General features: G+C 70.8%; 18 protein-coding genes. 11 read left to right on the top strand and 7 right to left on the bottom strand.

What is annotated here, in order from left to right:
* Positions 1-135 precede the first annotated feature (135 nt).
* Both ABZX02_RS03485 and ABZX02_RS03480 read right to left on the bottom strand, forming a co-directional pair.
* Complete coding sequence (locus tag ABZX02_RS03485) at positions 136-636, bottom strand: hypothetical protein (RefSeq protein ID WP_355294518.1); 501 nt, start codon at positions 634-636, stop codon at positions 136-138.
* A 259-nt stretch (positions 637-895) separates the two neighbouring features.
* Positions 896-1,378, bottom strand: coding sequence for a MarR family transcriptional regulator (locus ABZX02_RS03480; protein ID WP_355294517.1), 483 nt, complete (start codon positions 1,376-1,378; stop codon positions 896-898).
* Positions 1,379-1,442: 64 nt separating this feature from the next.
* Here ABZX02_RS03480 and ABZX02_RS03475 point away from each other — a divergent pair, with 64 nt between their 5' ends.
* The gene (locus tag ABZX02_RS03475; RefSeq protein ID WP_355294516.1) at positions 1,443-2,837 is read left to right on the top strand and encodes an LLM class flavin-dependent oxidoreductase; all 1,395 of its coding nucleotides are present in this window, start codon (positions 1,443-1,445) and stop codon (positions 2,835-2,837) included.
* A 56-nt stretch (positions 2,838-2,893) separates the two neighbouring features.
* Positions 2,894-3,364, top strand: a complete 471-nt coding sequence (locus tag ABZX02_RS03470) for a hypothetical protein (RefSeq protein WP_355294515.1) — start codon at positions 2,894-2,896, stop codon at positions 3,362-3,364.
* Here the strand turns inward: ABZX02_RS03470 and ABZX02_RS03465 are convergent.
* Complete coding sequence (locus ABZX02_RS03465) at positions 3,361-5,445, bottom strand: M6 family metalloprotease domain-containing protein (RefSeq protein WP_355294514.1); 2,085 nt, start codon at positions 5,443-5,445, stop codon at positions 3,361-3,363. The genes ABZX02_RS03470 and ABZX02_RS03465 overlap by 4 nt on opposite strands.
* A 55-nt stretch (positions 5,446-5,500) precedes the next feature.
* Complete coding sequence (locus ABZX02_RS03460; RefSeq protein ID WP_355294513.1) at positions 5,501-5,623, bottom strand: hypothetical protein; 123 nt, start codon at positions 5,621-5,623, stop codon at positions 5,501-5,503.
* A 154-nt stretch (positions 5,624-5,777) separates the two neighbouring features.
* On the opposite strand from ABZX02_RS03460, the gene ABZX02_RS03455 reads away from it, so the two are divergent.
* The 3 genes from ABZX02_RS03455 to ABZX02_RS03445 are packed head-to-tail and all read left to right on the top strand — an operon-like array spanning position 5,778 to position 8,858.
* Positions 5,778-7,088 carry a DUF2252 domain-containing protein gene (locus ABZX02_RS03455; RefSeq protein WP_355294512.1) on the top strand — a complete coding sequence of 437 codons (1,311 nt, stop codon included), beginning with the start codon at positions 5,778-5,780 and terminating at the stop codon, positions 7,086-7,088.
* A 46-nt stretch (positions 7,089-7,134) separates the two neighbouring features.
* Positions 7,135-8,256, top strand: a complete 1,122-nt coding sequence (locus tag ABZX02_RS03450; protein WP_355294511.1) for a glycosyltransferase — start codon at positions 7,135-7,137, stop codon at positions 8,254-8,256.
* A complete protein-coding gene (locus tag ABZX02_RS03445; RefSeq protein ID WP_355294510.1) occupies positions 8,253-8,858 on the top strand; it encodes a TetR/AcrR family transcriptional regulator in 606 nt (201 codons plus the stop codon). The genes ABZX02_RS03450 and ABZX02_RS03445 overlap by 4 nt, the downstream gene beginning before the upstream one ends.
* A 6-nt stretch (positions 8,859-8,864) precedes the next feature.
* Here ABZX02_RS03445 and ABZX02_RS03440 read toward each other — a convergent pair whose 3' ends face one another.
* The gene (locus tag ABZX02_RS03440; protein ID WP_355294509.1) at positions 8,865-9,794 is read right to left on the bottom strand and encodes a GGDEF domain-containing protein; all 930 of its coding nucleotides are present in this window, start codon (positions 9,792-9,794) and stop codon (positions 8,865-8,867) included.
* Positions 9,795-10,009: 215 nt separating this feature from the next.
* Here ABZX02_RS03440 and ABZX02_RS03435 point away from each other — a divergent pair, with 215 nt between their 5' ends.
* The 4 genes from ABZX02_RS03435 (at position 10,010) to ABZX02_RS03420 (ending at position 13,902) form a co-directional block, all read left to right on the top strand.
* The gene (locus tag ABZX02_RS03435) at positions 10,010-10,717 is read left to right on the top strand and encodes a hypothetical protein (RefSeq protein WP_355294508.1); all 708 of its coding nucleotides are present in this window, start codon (positions 10,010-10,012) and stop codon (positions 10,715-10,717) included.
* Positions 10,718-10,784: 67 nt separating this feature from the next.
* Positions 10,785-11,342 (top strand): hypothetical protein, encoded by a 558-nt coding sequence (locus tag ABZX02_RS03430; RefSeq protein ID WP_355294507.1) that lies wholly within the window; start codon positions 10,785-10,787, stop codon positions 11,340-11,342.
* A complete protein-coding gene (locus ABZX02_RS03425; RefSeq protein WP_355294506.1) occupies positions 11,329-12,534 on the top strand; it encodes an MAB_1171c family putative transporter in 1,206 nt (401 codons plus the stop codon). The genes ABZX02_RS03430 and ABZX02_RS03425 overlap by 14 nt, the downstream gene beginning before the upstream one ends.
* Positions 12,535-13,902: an FAD-dependent oxidoreductase gene (locus tag ABZX02_RS03420; RefSeq protein WP_355294505.1), complete on the top strand. Its 1,368-nt coding sequence runs from the start codon at positions 12,535-12,537 to the stop codon at positions 13,900-13,902.
* A gap of 9 nt (positions 13,903-13,911) precedes the next feature.
* Here the strand turns inward: ABZX02_RS03420 and ABZX02_RS03415 are convergent, their stop codons facing one another.
* Positions 13,912-14,391 (bottom strand): VOC family protein, encoded by a 480-nt coding sequence (locus tag ABZX02_RS03415; protein WP_355294504.1) that lies wholly within the window; start codon positions 14,389-14,391, stop codon positions 13,912-13,914.
* Positions 14,392-14,453: 62 nt separating this feature from the next.
* On the opposite strand from ABZX02_RS03415, the gene ABZX02_RS03410 reads away from it, so the two are divergent.
* Positions 14,454-15,407, top strand: a complete 954-nt coding sequence (locus ABZX02_RS03410) for a YafY family protein (RefSeq protein ID WP_355294503.1) — start codon at positions 14,454-14,456, stop codon at positions 15,405-15,407.
* Positions 15,408-15,808: 401 nt separating this feature from the next.
* Here ABZX02_RS03410 and ABZX02_RS03405 read toward each other — a convergent pair whose 3' ends face one another.
* Positions 15,809-16,288 carry a DUF4262 domain-containing protein gene (locus ABZX02_RS03405; RefSeq protein WP_355294502.1) on the bottom strand — a complete coding sequence of 160 codons (480 nt, stop codon included), beginning with the start codon at positions 16,286-16,288 and terminating at the stop codon, positions 15,809-15,811.
* Positions 16,289-16,604: 316 nt separating this feature from the next.
* On the opposite strand from ABZX02_RS03405, the gene ABZX02_RS03400 reads away from it, so the two are divergent.
* Positions 16,605-19,625: a TIR domain-containing protein gene (locus ABZX02_RS03400; protein WP_355294501.1), complete on the top strand. Its 3,021-nt coding sequence runs from the start codon at positions 16,605-16,607 to the stop codon at positions 19,623-19,625.
* Positions 19,626-19,671 lie beyond the last annotated feature (46 nt).

Here is a 19,671-nt window from a genome sequence, read left to right as displayed (position 1 = left end):
AACACGTCGCTTCCGGATCTGTCGACCAGTGAGGTCAAGGCCCCGCCGCAGCGGTGGCGCACCCGGCGGGGCCGCGTTCACAACGGCAGGTCTCGCTGGGTGAGAGGTCACCCGCGATGAGCAGGAGCTTCTGGTTCAGACTCGCGCGTCCGGGCGGTCAGCGCGATCGCCACCACCGGGGTTGCGGCTGACAGGAGCACCAGCGCGGGTAGCCCGGTGCCGTCCTTCACGAGCAGGCGCGCCACGCTGCTCGCCACCATGGTGCTGAGGTTGTAGGCGGCCACGTTGACGCTGGTGGCGAGCGTTGGGGCCAGGTCGGCAGTGCCGACCACGATGCGGGCGTTCAGCGGGCACGATCAGGAAGAACGCAGCTCCCAGGGCGAAGAGGAGCACGCCGGTGAGCAGCTCGTTGGACAGCGACAGCCTGAACAGCAGAGTCGTTGCCGCCAGGACCACCAGACCGATGCGCAGGTCGTGGTCGGCGAGCCGGCTTCCCGCGAGGCTGCCCGCGCCGAAGAGCAGCAAAAGCAGCCTCAGGTGCTGCTCGGCGAAGCCCGACTCGTCGATGAGGATCGGCGCGATGAACGTGTAGGTGGCGTAGCCGCCCAGGGTCGCAAGGAACGTCGCGGCGACCATCGACCTGCCCGACCGCCGCAACGCGAACCGCGACCTGCTGCAGGCGCGCATCGCGGACGCGATCGACTCCGGAGAACTGCCGCCGGAGGCGGACGCGCGAGGCCTCGCGACCTACGTGGTGGCGGTGATCCAGGGATGTCGCAGCAGGCGCGCGACGGGGTCAACACCGAGACGCTCAAGATCGTCGGCGAGATGTCGCTGCGGATGTGGCCGGTGCGGCACGTTCCCGTCTGACCGGCCTCAGGTCCACAGGCGACTGTCAGGTCGTGCTCGCCGCGATGTCCTGCACGGCCTGGCAGGCGCTGGGCACCGGGTCCAGTTCGTTGACGTGCCCGGCCAACCGGCACAGCAGTCCCTTGAACGTCTCACGGTCCGAATCGGACAGTCCCGACAGCACGTGCGCCTCGGCGTGGGCGAGGCGGAGATCCAGCTCCTCCAGCCGTGCGCGGCCGGCGGAGGTCGCGACCACGAGGCGGGTGCGGCGGTCGGTGGGGGCCGGGCGGCGTTCCACCAGGGAGGCGCGTTCCAGGTCGTCCAGCAGGTAGGTCATGACGGTGCGGTCGATGCCCAGTTGCTGGCAGAGCGCCGACTGGCTCTCCGGCTGGTCGCGGGTGGCGGCGGTGAGGATCTGGTAGCCGCGGTGGCCGCCGGGCAGGTCTCCCACGGCGGCGTTCGTGGCCTTGACGAAGGCGCGGAACACCACACCGAGGGTCCAGCCGAAGTCGTCCTCCAGAGCGGTCACCCGGCCAATGATAGCCAGCACAGAACGTCTGTCGAGCAGAACATCTGCGTGGCATACTTTCGGCATGACAGATTATGGCCACCCGGTGGAGTTCGGGGTGTTCCTGCCGCCCGGTGCGGCGGAGTTCGCCACGACGTTGCGGCTCGCGCAGGCTGCTGACGGGCTGGGCCTGGAGCTGGTGAGCATCCAGGACCACCCGTACAACGCGGCCAACCTCGACACGTGGACGTCGTTGTCGGTCATCGGTGCGTTGACCACCAACGTTCGTGTGTTCCCCAACGTCGCGAACTTGCCTCTCAGGCCGCCGGCGATGCTTGCGCGCGCTGCCGCGAGTCTTGACGTTGTCACCGGTGGGCGCGTGGAGCTCGGGCTTGGTGCTGGGGCGTTCTGGGACGCGATCGGTGCCATGGGTGGCCCGCGGCGCACTCCGCCTGAGTCGGTCGAGGCGCTCGAGGAGGCCATCACGGTCATCCGGTCGTTGTGGACGCCTGGGCGCGGGGTTCGGTTCGAGGGCAGGCACTACTCGGTGGACGGAGCGCGGCCCGGGCCGTTTCCCGCGCACGACATAGGCATCTGGGTGGGGGCCTACAAGAAGCGGATGCTCCAACTCACGGGGCGTAAGGCGGACGGGTGGCTGCCTTCGAGTCCTTATGCGCCAACACAGCAGCTCAAGGCGATGAACGCCATCATCGACGAGGCCGCTGTGGAAGCCGGGCGCTCTCCCAAGGACATCCGCCGGATCTACAACATCGGCACCGAGTTCACTGCAGACCAACTCGCCGAACTGGCGCTGCACGACGGTATGAGCGGGTTCGTGCTGATGGTCAACACCGACGACGAACTGCGCCACTTCGCGGAGGAGGTCGCACCGGCCGTGCGTGAGATGGTGCAGAAGGAACGGGATTCGCGACCTCTGTGGGACGAGTCGACGCGCCCAAAAGGTCCGGCGCCTGAAGCGGGGGCCGTCTACACCGCTTCGGGCCGGGCGCTGGGACGTCAGCTCATCGGCGTGCACGACCACCTGCGCGAGGAGTTGACCAAGGTCCGGGCGATCGTGGGGCAGGTCGCGGACGGGGTGCTCGACGTCGGGGCGGCGCGGTCCGAGATCAACACGATGACCATGCGCCAGAACAACTGGACGATGGGCGCGTACTGCGAGAGCTACTGCCGGCTCGTCACGATCCACCACACGCTCGAGGACACGAGCCTGTACCCGCAGCTCAGGGAGGGTGATCCGCGCCTCGGGCCGGTGCTCGACCGGCTGACCGAGGAGCACCAGGTCATCCACGAGGTGCTCGAACGGCTCGACGCCGCGCTGGTCGCCGCGGTCGCGCAGCCGGAGAGGATCACCGAAGTGCAGAAGGCGGTCGACCAGCTCGCGGACACGTTGCTGTCGCACCTGTCCTACGAGGAAGGGGAACTGGTCGAGCCGATGGCGCGCATCGCGTACCACCACTGAGTGCACTTGGGCGTGTGCGGCGGCGCGGTGCCGTCCGCTGCCAACAGACTGGGCTCGTGGACACCAGGAAGCGAGTCGATCCCGTCCGGCGCGGTCGCACCATCCTGGGGGCGTCGTTGCTGCTCACAGCCGCCGCCGCGGGGACGAGAGCCGCCGTCGGGTTCAGCTACGCGCCCGAACTGGAGGCCGCGATCCGCGCGAAGGACGGTCTCGACCTCACGATCGCGCTGCACACCGGGCTGACGTACGGCTGGCTGGTGTTCGCCGTCTGCGCCGCGATCGCCGCGCTTCCGTTGCTGCTCAACGGGTCGGGCCGGACGTTCGCGGCCGGGGTCTGCTACGCGCTCGGCATGCCGTTGCTGCTGTTCAGCATCGGCGTGATCGCCCCGATCTCCCCCGTGCAGACGCTGACGTGGCTCGCGTGCGGCACCATCCTGCTGCTCGCGTGCTTCGTGATGCTGACGTCGGGACCGGTGCCCCAGCGGGCTCCGGACCGGCGCGGGCCGGTCCGGAGCCGTCGCCGCTAGCGGCCGGTCACCGTGCAGGTCGCGGTTGCGGACCTGCCCGGGTTGCTCTCCGACACCGCGGTCAGGGTCACCTTCGACATGATCGGGCCGCTGCCGCGCATCGCGTGCACCGGCACGTCGACCCGGCCGCCGAACTTGGCCGTGGCCAGCGCGTTCGGCACCGAGACGGTCCAGCCGTTCTCCGCCTTGGCGCTCACGCGGTAGACGTCGCCGTCGACGAACTGGTCGACGGGCTCCGGGTGCTGGCCACCGGGGGTCGCCGCGCGGCCGGTGTTGGTCAGCGGGAACCGGCACGTCGCCACGCCGTCGGTGCCGGCGCGGGCCGCCGTCGGGGTGACGCGCACGCCGCGCTGCTGCGGGCCGGCGCCGTCGAGCGACCGGATCGCCACCGTGTAGGACAGCACGCCGCGCGAGTCGCGTTGCAGGTCCAGCACGTAGAAGTGCAGGCGGTTGGCCGTGTCGACGAACTCGAACTCGCTGCCGGAGTTCGTGCCCGCGTGGAACAGCGCGTCGGACAGCTGGCGGTAGTCGCCGATCGTGATCGGGACCTTGGTGCCGTCCGGCAGGACGTAGTCGGTCATGCCGATGTCCTGCGGGTTCGCGTCGACCACCCACGTGAACGGTGCCGCGTCGACGTTCTTGGTCTTGGCGAGCAGCACGCCGGAGTCCGGGGTGAAGGAGTCGGCGCCCATCCGGTCCACGACCTCGAGCGTGTAGTTGTTGTAGCCGCCGCCGTCGCAGAACGGGTTGGTGGAGACGTTGCAGGACGGCGTCTTGTCACCGGTGCCCAGCGCGAGGTTGATGCCCGTCAGGCCGGTGGCACCGGGGTCGACCTCGCGGGCGGTGATCTTCGCGATCACCGTGCCGGAGCTGGCCAGCGCCTCGCGGGACAGCCGCAGGACGTTCTTCTCGTCGACGATGCCGAGCTTGATCTTGTTGCGCAGGGTCTGTTGCGCGCCAAGGGATCCGCCGCCGGTCGCCGGGATCGTCCAGCGGGAGTGCGGGCCGCCGGGGCCGTTGAACGAGCCGCGCGACAGCATGTCCCACGGGCCGCTGTAGTCACGGCGCGGCGGGTTGCCGTACGGGTTGTTGTAGTTGTCGCCGATGCCGAGGATGTGGCTCAGTTCGTGCGCGTAGACGCCCTGGCCGGAGCTCTCGGCCTGCGTCGACGAGCCGCCGCCCGCGTTGGGCCAGATCGACGAGCCAGCGGCCCACGACGTCCAGTCGACGTACCGGGTGCTCGACCAGTTCGGCAGGGCCGGGTCCGGCGGGCCGAACGCGTCGGTCACGTCCTCCTTGGTCCGGAACTTCATCATCCCGAACTCCTGCCAGGTGCCGGACTCGTCCTGGCCCGCCGACAGGTAGTAGATGAAGTCGTAGCCCGCCGGCACCTCCGCGCCGACGTCCGCGACCCACGCCGCACGGCCGTCGGTGCGGATGTTGCGGTTGCAGGTGTCGCCGGCGGGACAACCGGTGCCGCCCTGGAACTCCATGGCGTACTCGTGGTCCTTGCCCGGCATCTGGTACGGGCCGAACGCCTTCAGGTCGACGCCGTAGCGCCCGCCGGAGGTCTCCATCCAGTACTCGTGCACGGTGTGGCCGCGGTTGAGGCCGTTCGGCTTGTTCAGGAAGTCCTGGTAGAACTGCCCGACCTCGGCGCGCGGCACGTTCGCGGCCTCCGCGCTCGGGTTGCCGAACACCGTGGAGTTCTTGGCCTGCGTCACGACGAACGGCTGGTTCGGGTAGTCCAGCAGGACCAGCGCGCCCTTGAAGGTGCGCACCGAGCCCTTGACCGCCGGATCGGCCCAGTTGGTGCCGGGGATCTTCTTGTAGTCCCGCTCCCACGTCATGTGGTCGGGGTTGACCCAGTTCTGCGGGTCGATCGGGCCCGGGAAACCGGCCTGCGCGAGGACGCGCACGGAGTCTCTGGTCTGCTGCCACGGCTGCTGCTGCGGCCAGTGGTCGTACTGCCAGTGGTTCGACGGGTGGTCGGGAGCAGCCGCTGAGTTGCCGACGGTGACCATCGCGAGGGAGAGGAGCGCGGTGATCAGCAGGGCAGGGCGCCGGTGTGTGCGCTTCATGTCCTCACCGTGGTGCAGGGCGACCCGTCCCAACCACCCGTCGATCGTCTGCCGCTCAAGGAATTTCGGTCGGTTCGACTCCCACGGGGTCGTCGATCTCGGTGTCCTCGCGGGCGCGCCGGACCTCTTCGAGCACGCGGCGCACCTGCTCCTCGCTCGCACCGAACATGAAGCACATGCCCGCAACAGTAGGCACGCGGCCGTTCCGGGTGCTTCTCGATTCCTGCTCGCTCTTCCGGTTTGGCGGGGTTTCGCGGTGGATTCGGGCCGAACCGCAGGCGAAATTTGCAGTCGCAGAGCGCCGCGCGGCCGGTGACGTGCTGGGATGCAGCATGACCGATCGCGGTGACCACATTGTGCACGTGCTCGAGGAGGCCTTCGCCGGCCTCTGGTCCGCCGACCCCGCCGCGTTCCGGCACAAGTTCCGCAAGATGGCGGCCGAGCCGTTCGCGTTCTACCGGGGCAGCGCGTGCCTGTTCTACGCGGACATGGCCGAGCTGCCCGACGAGTGGGCGGACGAGCGCACCGGGCGCATCTGGATCCAGGGCGACCTGCACGCGCAGAACTTCGGCACGTACATGGACTCCGAGGGCACGCTGGTGTTCGACGTGAACGACTTCGACGAGGCCTACCTCGGTTCGTTCACGTGGGACCTCCGCCGCTTCGCCGCCTCGATGGCCCTGCTCGGCTGGCGCAAGGCGCTGCCCGACAGCTCGATCACCGAGCTGATCCGCACCTACGTCCTGTCGTACGTCGCGCAGGTCCGTTCCTTCGCCGAGCACCCGAACGACGAGCTCTTCAGCCTCGGCCTGGACAGCACCGAGGGCGCGCTGCACCGCGTCCTGCAACGGGCCCGCCTCGCCACCCGCATCGGCCTGCTGGAGGAGAAGACCGCGATCGTCGACTACGAACGCCGCTTCCGCCGCGACCGCGAAGGCACCCACGAACTCTCCCCCGAGGTCTACGAGACGGTCCTGGGCGCGTACGAGTCCTACCTCGACACCATCCCGACCGGAAAGCGCGCGTCGAGCCGCACCTACGCGGTGAAGGACGTGGTGGGCCGCAGCGGTTTCGGCATCGGCTCGGCCGGCCTGCACGCGTACAACATCCTGGTCGAGGGCCGCTCCCAGGCGCTGGAGAACGACGTGGTCCTGTCGATGAAGCAGGCCAACGTCGCCGCCCCGAGCCGCGTCGTCGCCGACGAGCGGATCCGGTCGTACTTCACCGACCACGGCCACCGCACCGCCGTCTCGCAGCGGGCCCTGCAGGCGCACGCCGACCCGTGGCTCGGCCACACGCAGATCGACGGGGTCGGGTACGTGGTGTCGGAGCTGTCGCCGTACGAGGCGGACCTCGACTGGTCGGACCTGACCGAGCCGGCGGACATGCTGCCGGTGCTCGACTACCTGGGCCGGGCCACCGCGAAGATGCACTGCGTCGCCGACTCGGACTCGTCGCAGACGCTCGTGGACTTCCAGTGCGAGGAGGCGATCGCGGCCGTCATCGGGGAACGGGAGGCGGAGTTCACCGAGTCGATCGTGGAGTTCGCGCTGGGGTACGCGCGGCGGACGCGGGAGGACCACCGGTTGTTCGTGGACGCGTTCCGGGACGGGCGGATCGACGGGGTGGGCGCGACCGCGTGATCCAGGCGACACCGCCTGTATTCGTTAGATGCGTACTCTGATCAATATGCGCATCCTCTTCTCGAGCGTTCCCCAGCACGGCCACCTGCTGCCCCTGTTCCCCCTCGCCCGCGCCTTTCGGGAGCGCGGTCACGAGGTCGCTGTGCTCACGGCGGGCGGCATGGCTCCGGTGATCGAGGCCCAGGGGCTCGGGCACCTGCCGGCCGGCCCGCTGCCGGACGTGCTGTTCGCCGAGGTCGCGCGGCGCACCGGTGCCGACCCCGCCGGCGCGCCCACGCCCGACTCGGTGGCCGAGTTCTTCGCGGGCACGCGCCTCGACCTCACTGCCGACGAGGCACTGGCCGTGACGAAGGACTTCGCGCCAGACCTCGTCGTGGCCGAGCTGTGCGACTTCGTGGGGCCGCTGGTGGCGGCTACCGCGGGGGTTCCGGTGGCGACGCTGGCGTTCGGGCCGCCGTTGCCGCCGGTGTTCACGAACGCGATGGAGGCCATGGCTCGCGTTCGGCACGAAGCCCGGGGGTTGTCCTGGGAGCCGCGGAAGTGGTTGCTCGACACGTGGCCCTCGTCGATGCGCGCGGACGAGTGGCAGCAGCCCTCTGGTTGGCTCCCGCTGCGGCCCGAGGCGTTCCGCGAGCCGGGGGCCGCCGCGGTGGCGTTGCCGGTGTCGGGGCGGCCTCGGGTGCTCGTGACGTTCGGGACGTTCTTCGGCGACCCCGCGAAGTTGAGCCCGCTGCTGCGGGCGATGTCCACTGTGGACGTGGACGTCGTGGTGACGCTGGGGCTGGCCACGAAGCCCGAGGAGTTCGACGTGGACCACGAGCGCATCACGTTCGTCGGGTTCACGCCGATGGAGGACCTGCTCGACGGCGTTGACGTGGTGGTGACGCACGGGGGTGCGGGGACCACCTCGGCGGCGTTGCTGAAGGGGGTGCCGCTGGTCGTGCTGCCGCAGGGCGCGGACCAGTTCTTCCAGGCCGAACGGGTGGCGGCGGCCCAGGCCGGGGTGGCGCTCGACCCGTCCTCGCAGACGCCGGAGGCGGTGGTCGGCGCGTTGCGGACGGTGCTCGGGAGTGTCAGCATCCGGGAGAACGTCACGGCGGTCGCCAAGGAGATCGGCGCCATGCCTGACGCGCACGAGGTCGCCGCCACACTGGAAGCTGGTCTATGACAAGGCCTTACCACTCTCCGCGCCGTGCGCAGGACGCCGCCGACACCCGGCGGGACATCCTGCGGGCGGCGACGGAGTTGTTCTCCGCCAACGGCTACGCCCGCGTCACGGTGGCGGAGATCGCCAAGCTGGCCAAGGTCGCGCCGCAGACCGTCTACTCGAGCGCCGGCAGCAAGTCCGAGATCCTGCACAGGATCGTCAGCGAGTCGATCGACCGCACGGACGCGGCTTCGGTCACGGAGGCGATCCGGCAGACTGATGACCTCGCCGGAGCGGTCGCCGTGCTGGCCAAGGGGACGCGGCTGGGCAACGAGAGCGAGCAGCAGGTCGTCGAGGTGCTGTTCGCGGCGTTCCCGGTGCACGAGGACGGCGCCGCGCTCTGGGAGCACAGCACCAGGGCGTACAAGCAGGCTCTCCGCGAGGTCGCGCTCCACTTGCGGGACAAGGGGTTGCTCGCGCTGGACGCCGAGCGGGCGGCGGACGTGCTGTGGTTCTGCTTCGGGTTCGGCGCGTGGCGGACGCTCGTCAAGGACAGCGGCTGGTCGTGGGACGACGCCGAGGAGTGGCTGGCGCGGCAGGCGGTCGCCGCGCTCGGCCGCTGACGGTTCCTACTGGACCTGGCCGTGGTGGCGGGTGGTCCACGCGGCGACGGCCGGCAGCACGTCCGTGATCCACTCGCGGGCGGCGGCGGTGAGCTCGTAGCGCGCGGCCCGGCGGAGCACGAAACCGTTGTCCTGCAGCCGCTCCAGCGTGAGGATCACCCTCGGGCCGAGGAGGGAGAGCAGCTCCTCCGCAGTCTTCGCGCCGTCGGACAGCGCCACGAGGACCTGGGGCAGCTGGTCACTGCTCATCAGGTCCTGCAACGCCATCAGGTGGTGCAGTGCCGTGGCGTCGGCCTTGCGGTCGGCGGCGAACGTGCTCGGGTCGTGCACCTGGACGCGGGCTCGGCCGGACCTCTTGGCGCGCTGCAAAGCCGCGTCCGTGTCGCGGACCAGGTCGATCAGCGTGTCCTGGGCGGCCGGCACGTGCGCCGCGACGCCGATGGACGCGGTCTGGTGCCGCAGCGTGAGGTGGTAGCCGTCGTTGGTGGTGATCTCGGTCTGCAGGGCCCGGATGCTGCGCAGGATGCCGTCGGCGACGACCGCCGCCTCGGTGCCTGTGGTGCGGGGCAGCAGCACGAGGAACTCGTCGCCCCCGTGGCGGCACACCAGGTCCGTCGGGCGCGTGTGCGCGGTGAGGACGGTGGCCACGTCGGTCAGCACGACGTCGCCGGCCGGGTGGCCGTACTCGTCGTTGATCTTCTTGAAGCGGTCGAGGTCGATCATCAGCAGCGCGACCTGCTCCCACCGGCGCTGCGCCCGCTGGTACACCTCGGGAGCCTGGTCGTCCCAGCCCCACCGTCCGAGAAGGCCCGTCAGGCGGTCAGTGGCCCACGCCCCAACGGGTTGCGCGCACGAGTTGCAGCGCGAGGGAGCGTTTTCGTCGTGCAGGCGCAGAGAACCCTGGTTCACCGGCAGTCCCGTTCGCACAGTCGTCATGAGTCCCCCCAGACATCAGCTCTGACTGGCCCGATCTGCCCCTTTCAACTGAGGTGACGTCGTTCGGATCAAACGCGACACAACAGTGCAAGCGGCGGAGTGTGATCATAGGACTACCGACTGGTGGATTCAACCCCTGTGATGCCATATGCTCGCTTGGTTCCACAGCAGTGGAACGATTTCCTGGCCGTGGGTCGCTCCAGCGGAGGTGTGGCGTGAGGCCGTTCGCCGAGGTCCTCAACGAGCTGTGCACGACCCCACCCGACGGCCGGGGCAAGGTCACCAACGTCGCCCTCGCCGCGGCCGTGAAGGCACGCGGCGGGGACATCGGGCACGGCTACATCTCGCAGCTGCGGCTCGGCGTCAAGGACAACCCGACCTGCCAAGCCATCGTGGACCTCGCCGGCGCGCTCGGCGTGCATCCCGCGGTGTTCCTCGGTGGGCGCCGTGAGCTGCGCACGGCGGAACAGGCCGGTTGGCGCTCCACGGCGTTGAGCACGCTCTTCGAGGCCGTGCACCCGCCGGACCGCGGCCCCTGGTCGCCGGAGGAGGTCGCGACCGCGATCAGCTCGTCCGGCCAGTTCGGCAGCATCTCCGCCAGCTACATCCGCGAGCTGCTGAGCAACACCAGCGGCAACCCGCGCCTCAAGCACATCCTCGGCCTGGCCGACCACTTCGGCGCCGACCCCGCGTACTTCTTCGACGACGACCTGGCGGCGAAGGTCGACTCGGAGCTGACGGACTTCCTGGCGCTGCGCGAGCTCGGCGTCGTCGAGTTCGTCACCCGTCTGGCCGAACGCACCGGCGATCTGTCCCCGCAGGCCAGGGCTGCTGCGGTAGAAGGGTTCCGGCAGGCTCTCGAAGGCGGCGAGGGCTGGTCCTTCCCGCTGGGCGGCCGCCGCACGTCCGCGGACCACACTTGATGTTGACGACGACGGCGTGAAGATCTCGGTTTGGACCGCTGCAGACGACATCGAGAGGAGGCGACGGGTGAACCGCAGGAAACTGCGCAAGCTGGTCGACGAGGTCGCCCGCGACCTCGACCTGCCGCCCGACGCCACGCACCAGGAGGCGAGCCGCCGGGTCTGCGAGCTGATGAGCGAGAGGCTCGGGCGCCCCGTCGACGTCCGGTTCGCCGCCATCACCAACGCGGTCTGCCTGAGCGGTGCGACCGCGTTGCTGGAGAACGGCACGTACCTGGTCATCTGCGCCGACTCGCCGTCCTGGTACCACCGTCTGCACGTGCTGCTGCACGAGTTCGCGCACGTGTTGCTCGAGCATCAGCCCGTGGCGCTCTCACGCGACGAGGGCCTGCGCCGGCTCGCACCGCACCTGCTGCCGCGGATGGCGAAGATCATCGCCGGGCGGACGTCGCTCACCGAGGACGAGGAGCGCGAGGCCGAGAACCTCGCCGACCACCTGCTGGAGAGGCTGACCGAGCACCGGGTGTGGGCCGACACGGCCGCCACCGAGGAGCCCGCGCACGTGCGCCGGGTCGCCGAGTCCCTCGAAGGAAGATCTCGCTGGGTGCGTCGTGGCGATCTTTAACCTGATCTACCTCTCGTGCGGTGTCGTCGGCCTGTTCCTCCTCGCGTACAAGATCCGCTCGCTGCGGTCGAGCTGGGGCAGTCCCCGCGTCGTCGCCCTGATCGCGACCGTGTTCTTCTCCGCCTTCGCCCTGCTCCTCGCGGCTCCCGCGAACATCGCCTGGATCAACTCGACCAGCGGCGTGCCGAACTTCGCCGCACTGCTCGTGTACAGCCTCGTGGTCTGCTTCGCGGGGTCGGCGTTCGCGCTGGTGCTGTACTGGCGGTACCCGGCCGCCCAGGCGTGGCGACGGGTCCGGCTGATCGTCGTCGGCTACGCCACGATCGTCGCGGCGATGGTCGTGCTGTTCTCCAGGTCGGACGTCGGCGAGGAGCGGCAGGTCGACTTCGACACGTTCTACGCGACGCAGCCGACGATCGCGGTGTTCCTGTTCATCTACTTCGTCGCGACGATGGTCGGCTGCGGCGGCCAGGCCTACCACTGCTGGCAGGGGTCGCGGGACCCGGCGATCTCCGCGCGGCCGTGGCTGCGCCTCGGGCTGCGCTGGTACTGCGCGGCGGCGTTGTTCCCCATGGCGTTCGCGGTCATCAAGCTGTTCGTGCTGCTGATGGACTGGGCCGGTGAGCGCAGCTTCGACGTGCTGAGCACGACCGCTCCGCTGATGGCGTCGCTGTCGATGATCCCGCTGGTGATCGCGATGGCGCTGCCGGTCTTCGGGCCGCGCCGCCCGTCGCCCTCGCTGTGGGTGCGGCGCTGGCGGACGTACTTCGCGCTGCGGCCGTTGCACCGCGCGCTCGTGCACGTGAACCCGGGCATCGTGCTGGTGGCGCCGGGGAAGTTCCTGAACCCGCACCACCGCGTGCGGCGGCAGATCATCGAGCTGAACGACTGGCGCTGGGCGTTGACGCCGTACTTCGACCTGACCGTCGGCGAGGCCGCGAGCTCGTTGGCCAGCAAGGCTTCCCTGACCCATGACGACGCCGCCGCGGTCGTGGAGGCCGCGCAGCTGCGTGCCGCGGGGACGTCCGGGCGGTCGAAGCCCGCGCAGCGCCGGCCCGCGGCGGTGATCGTCGACGGCACCGACCTCACCGCCGAGCACGACCGGTGGGTTCGGATCTCCCGCGCCTACCAGCACTCGCCGATCGTTGACGCCGCCGTGGCCGATGCGGCGCGAGCAGGGGGAATGGATTAGATGGCACCCACACACGCCGTGGTCCTGGGCGGTGGGCTCGCGGGCATGCTCGCGGCGTCCGTGCTCGTCCGGCACGTGGACGAGGTCACCGTGGTGGAGCGGGACAAGCTCCCCGACGGGCCCGGTCCCCGGTCCGGCGTACCGCAGGCCCGGCACGCGCACCTGCTGATGTCCGGGGGCGCGCGGGCGATCGAGTCGGTGCTGCCGGGCACGCTGGACGCGTTGTTCGCGGCCGGGGCGCACCGGATCGGGGTGCCGAACGACCTGGTGTCGCTGAGCGCCCAGGGGTGGGTGCCGCGGTTCCCGGAGATGCAGTTCATCGTGTCGTGCAGCCGCGGGTTGCTGGACTGGGTGGTGCGCGGCCAGGCGCTGCGAGACGACCGGATCTCGGTGCTGACCGGAACGGAACCCGTGTCGCTGCTGGGTGATCGGCACGCGGTGACGGGGGTGCTGGTCGAGGACCGGATCTCGCGCTCGCAGGTGTCGCTGGAGGCGGACCTGGTCGTGGACGCCACCGGGCGCGGCTCGAAGCTGCCCGCGTGGCTCGTCGGCTTCGGCCTGCCCGAGGTGCACTCGGAGAGCGTCGACTCCGGCCTCGCCTACGCCACGAGGATCTTCCAGGCGCCCGACCCGGCCGCCTCCGGCTTCCCGATCGTCAACGTGCAGGCGAACCCGCGCGACCCGTTCCCCGGTTGCACGGCGACGTTGCTGCCGATCGAGGACGGCAAGTGGCTCGTGACGCTGTCCGGCACGCGCGGCGGCGAGCCGACGACCGACGAGGCGGAGTTCGTCTCGTTCGCGCGGTCGGTGCGCAACCCGGTGGTGGGCGAGCTGATCGCGTCGGCCGAGCCGCTGTCGCCGGTGTACGGGTCGCACAGCACGGCGAACCGGCGGATGTTCTTCGAGCGCTTGAAGTCGTGGCCGTCCGGGCTGCTGGCGCTGGGCGACTCGGTGGCGACCTACAACCCCGTGTACGGGCACGGGATGTCGATCGCGGCGCAGAGCGCGCTGGCGCTGGACGCGGGGCTGTCCGCCGGGCACGGGGCCCAGCGGATCCAGCGCGAGATCGGCAAGGTGGTCGACGGGGCGTGGGCGATGGCGACCAACCAGGACATCCTCTACCCGGGCGCGGTCGGGAAGCCGTTGCCGCTGGCCGGGCGGGTGTTGCAGCGGTACGTCGACCGGTTGGTGCGCACGGCCACCACCGAGGCCGCGGTGACCCGCGCGTTCCTCGACGCGTTCACGTTGTCGGCGCCGATGGCGAACCTGGTGAGCCCCAAGATGATCTGGGCGACGTTGCGCGGGCCTCGTTCGGCGGCGCCGGAACCGACGCTGACGGCGGACGAGCGGGACCGGGTGACCGGCTGACGCACTCGGTCACGTCCGCGGCGTGAAGTCCGCGCTCTGAACGTAGTTCATGGCCTCGACGAACGCGGGGTCGGCCATCCTGGCTTCGAGTTCGTCCGCGGTGGGTTCGGCGACGCGCTGGTGCAGCCACCAGAGGTTGCCGAAGGGGTCGGCGAAGCGGCTGACCCGGTCGCCCCAGAAGAGTTCGGTGGGTTCGGTGACGACCCGGCTGTCCCGTGCCGTGGCGCGGTGCAGGGTGGCCGCGTCGTCGGCGACGTAGAGGCGCAGGAACGCGGGCGTGAGCGGCCAGCCCGGCCGGTCGAACAGCATGACGACCGAGTCGCCGATGCGGACCTCGGCGTGGCCGATCTCCGGCGCCTCGCCGACGCGGCCGAGCTCGGTGGCGTCGAAGACGTCGACGATGAAGTCGATCAGCTCGGCGGTGCGGCCTCGGGTGATCAGCCACGGCGTCACGGTGTGGTAGCCCTCGGGCACTGTCGTTGTGGTCATGGCACGACCGTAGGACGCATGTAGGACGCGTTCGGTCCTAGTTCCGGGCTAGGTTTTTCGACATGAGTGATGCGGCTCGGTTGTTGCGCTTGCTGTCGTTGCTGCAGACGCCCCGCGAGTGGCCCGGCAGCGAACTCGCGGCACGGCTGGAGGTCACGCCGCGGACGGTGCGGCGCGACATCGAGCGTTTGCGCGACCTCGGCTACCCGGTCGAGGCCTCCCTCGGCGTGCTCGGCGGGTACCGGCTCGTCGCGGGCGCGGCGATGCCACCGCTCCTGCTGGACGACGAGGAGGCCGTCGCCATCGCGGTGGGCCTGCGCACAGCCGCGCGGCAACCGGTGGCGGGCATAGCGGAGGCGTCGCTGCGGGCGCTGGCAAAGCTGCAGCAGGTGCTGCCACCCCGGCTGGCGCGGCGGGTGTCGTCGCTGACGGCCGCCACCACGTCGGCCGCGAACTCGTTCGCCTCGCTGGTCGACCCGGGCCAGCTGACGGTGCTGTCCGGGGCGGTGGCGGGACGCGAGCGGGTGCGGTTCGCCTACGTGGCGCAGGAGAACGTGGTGTCGAAGCGGCACGTCGAGCCTGTTCAGTTGGTAGCGCTGGGGCGGCGCTGGTACCTCCTCGGGTTCGATCTCGAGCGGGACGACTGGCGGGTGTTCCGGCTGGACCGGGTCTCCGGCGCGGTGGCGACCGGGGCGCGGTTTGCGGCGCGGGTGCCGCCGGGTGGGGACGCGGCGGAGTTCGTGACGCAGAAGATGTACGACTCGGCGCCCACCTTCCGGGCGCGGGCCACCCTGCGGTTGCCGGTGGACCTGGCGCGGGCCCGGCTGGCGGACTTCGCCGGGGAGCTGACAGCGGTGGACGACGGGTCGTGTTCGTGGCACAGCGTCGAGGACACCGTGGAGTACCTGGGGATTCGGTTGACCTTGCTGGGGTGTGAGTTCGTGGTGCACGGGCCGGACGAGTTGGTGGAGCACATGCGGGGGGTGGGTGAGCGGATCGGCCGGGCGGTGGGGTGAGGCTGGTGGGGGCTGGGGGCTGGGGGCGGCGGAGGGTCGGGGCGGTGAGGTGAGGACGGCGGGGGGCCGGGGGCGGTCCAGGGCTGGGGCGGTGAGGTCAGCGCGGTCGAGGGTCGGGGTGGTGAGGTGGGCGCGGTCGAGGCCGGGGCGGTGCGGTCAGACGGCGGAGGCCTGGGCGGTGAGGTGAGGACAGCAGAGCGCGCGGCGGTCGGAGCTGAGGCGAGGTGAGCGCGGTCGGAGCTGGCTGAGGTGAGCGCGGTCGAGGCTGGGAGCGGTGAGGCTCCGCAGGCGTGTGAACAGCGCCGAGGCAAAAGAAAGCAGCGCGGCGCCCCGTCACTGGAAACCCGGCGTGGTGGCGGCTCGCGGGCTACCTCCCGCCCACGAGCCGCCACCGGCACCGCTCACCCTCCCGGCGGACTCGACCGAACCCCCAGCACCGGCTGACCACCGAGCACACCCTCGTAGGCGCTGTCCCAAGGCCAGCGTCCCGCCTCGTCGGCGTGGACCAGTTGCAGCGCCTCGATGCCCTCGCCGTACAGCCGCGCGGACACCAGCAGGTGCGCCCACGGGCGGGCCACCCTCACCACCTCCAGCAGTGGGCCGCCCGGCACGGTGAAGCGGTGGCCCGGGGTGGGGAGTGCGGTGTGGACCGCGTGTTCGGCCATGTCGTCGAGCAGGCGGCCCGCCTCCAGGACGGCCATGCCCGTGACGACCAGCTCCGGCAGGTCTCGCGGGGCCAGGCCCACCGTGTACGCCCAGGGCGGGTGGGCTCGGTCCCGTTCCACCGCCTGCACGGCCCAGCCGCGCACGTCGATGCAGCGGCGCAGGGTGGCCAGGTGTTCTTCCATGCGGCCGGCGGGGTGGTCGCAGTTCCAGCACATGACGGTCTCCTCGGATCGGTGGTGGATTCCAGTGTGCCGAGGAGCACCGACAAGATCGTTTGAGTGATTCGTTGACAGAAAGTTGACAAACGATCTGTGGGCCGTCTGGATCGTTAATCTGCGACGCACGGAGGATCGTGCATGCGCCAACGAACGCCTTTCACCGCGTTGGGCGCGGCCGTGTTCGTTGCGGCCGCGGGCAGCGTGATGTCATTCGCGGCCGGCTCGACAAGGCTGCCGTCCCCATCGGACCCGGTGATGGGCAGGATCGGCACAGGCTATCGCGGACTGTCCACAATGGATAGTCGGGTCTGACATGCTCTTCGAACCCGGTACCCCGCTCGGGGACGCGGTCAAGGCCGCCAGGTCCGCCGCCTTGCGCGGCAACGTCCTCGGGGTCGACCTCGCCTACGCGCGGGCCGCCCGGATCAGCCCGGCCGTGGCGCACGACCACTGCGCGACGCTGCTGAACCTCGGCGCGATCGCCAAGGCCGCGCGCCGGTGCGACGAGTACCTGAGCGCGGGCAACGACACCGGTCTGCGGATCCTCCGGGCGCAGATCCGCAGTGCCGCCACGGATCACGACGCGGCCGAGCAGGACGTGCGCGAGCTGCGCAAGCTCAAGCTCACCGAGCTGGAACAGGCGCGGCTCGCCAGGGTCGCCGCGCTGGCCGCCGCGGACCGGTACGACTACCCCACCGCCGAGAGCGAGCTCGACGCCGCCGAACGGCACTTCCGCCGCGCCGGGCGGCCCGAGCACCTCGAGCACATCGGCCGGGACCGGCTGCTGCTGGACGTGCGCCGGGGCACGCGCGTCGCCCGGATCAGCGGGCGCACCCCGCACACGCCGGTCGAGTTCCTGCAACGGGCCGCGGCGCTGCGCCGCGACGTCCGGTACGAGGAGGCGCTGGCGCTGATGACGAGGTGCGTCACCAGCTACCAGATCGAACCCGCGCTGCGGTTCGCCGTCCTGTACGAACTGACCGTGCTGCTCGTCATGACCCGGCAGGCGGGCACGGCGCGCCGGCTCTTCCCGCTGCTGGCCGCCGCGGCCGGTCCCGAGGTGATCTCGCAGCTCCCGGACGCCACCCAGACGCTGCGGCCGGAACGCCGGCTCACCCACGTGCGCCGGTTGATCGCCAATGACGAGCTGGTCGAGGCGGAAGGCATGCTGGGCGAGGGGAACTCGCCGCTGTGGCACCTGACCGCGGCCGAGCTCGCGTACGCGCGGGGGGATCTCGAGCAGGCCGCGCACCACTTCGAGATCGCGAGCCGGTCGGGCCACGCCGAACTCACCGCGCTCGCCCTGCGCAAGCTCGGCGACACGTACGCCGACGCGGGCCGCGAGGACCTGGCCGCGCGGCACTGGGCCGAGTCGCACGAGGTCGAGGAGACGATCGCCGACCACCGCGACAGCCCCAGCGTCCGGCTCCGGATGCTGCGCGCGGCTCCCGACGCGCGGGACGGTCGCGTGCGCGCCGCCGCGCGGAAAGTCCGGCGCCACGGTGCCAAAGCGGTGGCGGGACTGGTGGTCGCGGTCGAGGCGGCCAGGGCCGGACCGCGGGACCTGCCCGGCTTCACCGACCTGCCCGCCGCCCGGCGCTGGCTCGCCGGAGCGACGAGGCACCTGCCGGGCAACCAGGTCGTGTGGATGACGCACGCGACCCCGGACCAGCTCCACCACGTCCTCGTCGGCCGCCGCACCACGCACGTGACGACACCGGTCCACATCGGCGACCTCACCGACGTGGTCCGCCGCATCAGAGCCTGGAAACCCAAGTACGACAAGGCGATCCTCAGCGCGCTGCTCACCGAGCTGGCCGGCCTGATCGGACTGGCGGACGTCGTGGCCGCCCTGCCGCCCGGCACCACCAGGATCGTCCTCGTTGCGGACGACGTGCTCGCGGACGTCCCGTCGGCGGGCCTGCCCCTGCCCGGCACGCCGGCCTTCCTCGGCACCGCCTACGCGCTGTCCAGCCTGCCCGGCCTGTCCGCGCTGCGGCCCCTGCGCCGCACCGCCCGCGGGCAGCGCGGCGACCGGACGGCGGTGTGCGCCGAAGCCCCTGAGCTGCACCGCGTTCTCGACAGCGGCGGCTACCAGTGCCTCCGCCTCGACGCCCAGGGCGCCCACGACCGCATGAACCCCGAGCTGTCGTGGCTCGAACTGGGCGACGAGCGGATTCCCGTGGAAGCGTTGGAGAAGCTGGACTTCAGCGCGTTCGGCACGGTCGTGCTCGGCGCCTGCGAGCCCGGCATCGTCCGCGCCGCCCTGACGGCCGGCGCGGGGGCGGTCCTGCACGCCCGCTGGCAGCCGGAGGAGCGGGCAGCGCGGAAGGTGCGCGACGCGTTCGACCGCCACCTGGCGAGGCTCCCCCGGGATCGAGCTCTGCAGCACGCGCTGAACGAGGTCGCCGAGCGGCACCCGGCGGACTGGGCGTGCTGGTCCCTGCACGGTGACGCGGGCTTCCAGACCTCGGCGGGCCCGCTGCGCAGAAGACTCAGGAAGAACGGAGACCCCGTGCCGCTCGAAACCCGCCCCAAGGTGTTCCTGTCGTTCGCCGGGAAGGACCGCGCGCACGCCGAGCAGCTCCGCGCGGAACTGGAATCCCGCAACGTCAACGCCTACCTGGACGAGCACGAGACGGACCCCGGCGACAACGCGGCCGCCGCCATCGACGAGGCGCTGGCCACCTCCGACTACTACGTCCTGCTCTGGTCGGCGAACACCCCGCACCGCGGCCACGAGGAGTGGACCGCGGCGTTCAACCTGGAGATGACGCGCCGCCGCGCCTTCCTGTTCATCGTGCGGCTGGACGAGGAACCGCTGCCGCCGCTCCTCGCGCCCCGCAAGCACATCGACCTCGTGGACGCCGCCGACCGCCTCGTCGCGACCTGGCGCTCCGACCGCAAGTCCGAGCTGCCCGTGTTCCCGCAACCGGTCCCGCCCACGCCGGACGGCCCCACCGTCGCGATCTCCGTGCGCAGCCACGACCTCGGCACCACGCACGTCGTGATGACACCGCTTCACCTCACCGGCGTCACGTTGTACCAGGCTGTGTTCGACGCGATGCAGCTACCGACCGAGCAGGTCACGTTCGACGGCACGGTCGGGATGCGCTTCTCCTACGAGCTCTACCAGCAGAACGAGCCGATCGCGAACAACGAGTCCACTGTGGAGCTCGCGTCGGACGTGGTGGACATCGCCGTGCGCGTCGAGTCGTTCGGCCCCCGGCCCGGCTACCACAACAAGGAGCTCCGCCCCGAGCCCGAGGAAGGGCTGGACGTCGACCAGCAACGGATGCTGCTGGTGGCCGCCTTCCGGCACCTGCTCCCCTAGTCCCACCGAACGGGTGAATTCGGAGTTCCCACTCAGCCTTTCCTGG

Source organism: Lentzea sp. NPDC003310 (assembly GCF_040610935.1).
Classification (GTDB): domain Bacteria; phylum Actinomycetota; class Actinomycetes; order Mycobacteriales; family Pseudonocardiaceae; genus Lentzea.
The sequence above is the reverse complement of the archived record's forward strand: the minus strand, read 5'-3'. Positions and strand labels throughout refer to the sequence as shown.

Excerpts from the sequence above, each read along its gene's own strand:
- ABZX02_RS03415 (WP_355294504.1), bottom strand. The coding sequence starts at position 14,391 with ATGACCACAACGACAGTGCCCGAGGGCTACCACACCGTGACGCCGTGG.
- ABZX02_RS03410 (WP_355294503.1), top strand. The coding sequence starts at position 14,454 with ATGAGTGATGCGGCTCGGTTGTTGCGCTTGCTGTCGTTGCTGCAGACG.
- ABZX02_RS03475 (WP_355294516.1), top strand. The coding sequence starts at position 1,443 with ATGACAGATTATGGCCACCCGGTGGAGTTCGGGGTGTTCCTGCCGCCC.
- ABZX02_RS03405 (WP_355294502.1), bottom strand. The coding sequence starts at position 16,288 with ATGTGCTGGAACTGCGACCACCCCGCCGGCCGCATGGAAGAACACCTG.
- ABZX02_RS03465 (WP_355294514.1), bottom strand. The coding sequence starts at position 5,445 with ATGAAGCGCACACACCGGCGCCCTGCCCTGCTGATCACCGCGCTCCTC.
- ABZX02_RS03445 (WP_355294510.1), top strand. The coding sequence starts at position 8,253 with ATGACAAGGCCTTACCACTCTCCGCGCCGTGCGCAGGACGCCGCCGAC.
- ABZX02_RS03460 (WP_355294513.1), bottom strand. The coding sequence starts at position 5,623 with ATGTGCTTCATGTTCGGTGCGAGCGAGGAGCAGGTGCGCCGCGTGCTC.
- ABZX02_RS03455 (WP_355294512.1), top strand. The coding sequence starts at position 5,778 with ATGACCGATCGCGGTGACCACATTGTGCACGTGCTCGAGGAGGCCTTC.
- ABZX02_RS03420 (WP_355294505.1), top strand. The coding sequence starts at position 12,535 with ATGGCACCCACACACGCCGTGGTCCTGGGCGGTGGGCTCGCGGGCATG.
- ABZX02_RS03440 (WP_355294509.1), bottom strand. The coding sequence starts at position 9,794 with ATGACGACTGTGCGAACGGGACTGCCGGTGAACCAGGGTTCTCTGCGC.
- ABZX02_RS03400 (WP_355294501.1), top strand. The coding sequence starts at position 16,605 with ATGCTCTTCGAACCCGGTACCCCGCTCGGGGACGCGGTCAAGGCCGCC.
- ABZX02_RS03450 (WP_355294511.1), top strand. The coding sequence starts at position 7,135 with ATGCGCATCCTCTTCTCGAGCGTTCCCCAGCACGGCCACCTGCTGCCC.
- ABZX02_RS03485 (WP_355294518.1), bottom strand. The coding sequence starts at position 636 with ATGGTCGCCGCGACGTTCCTTGCGACCCTGGGCGGCTACGCCACCTAC.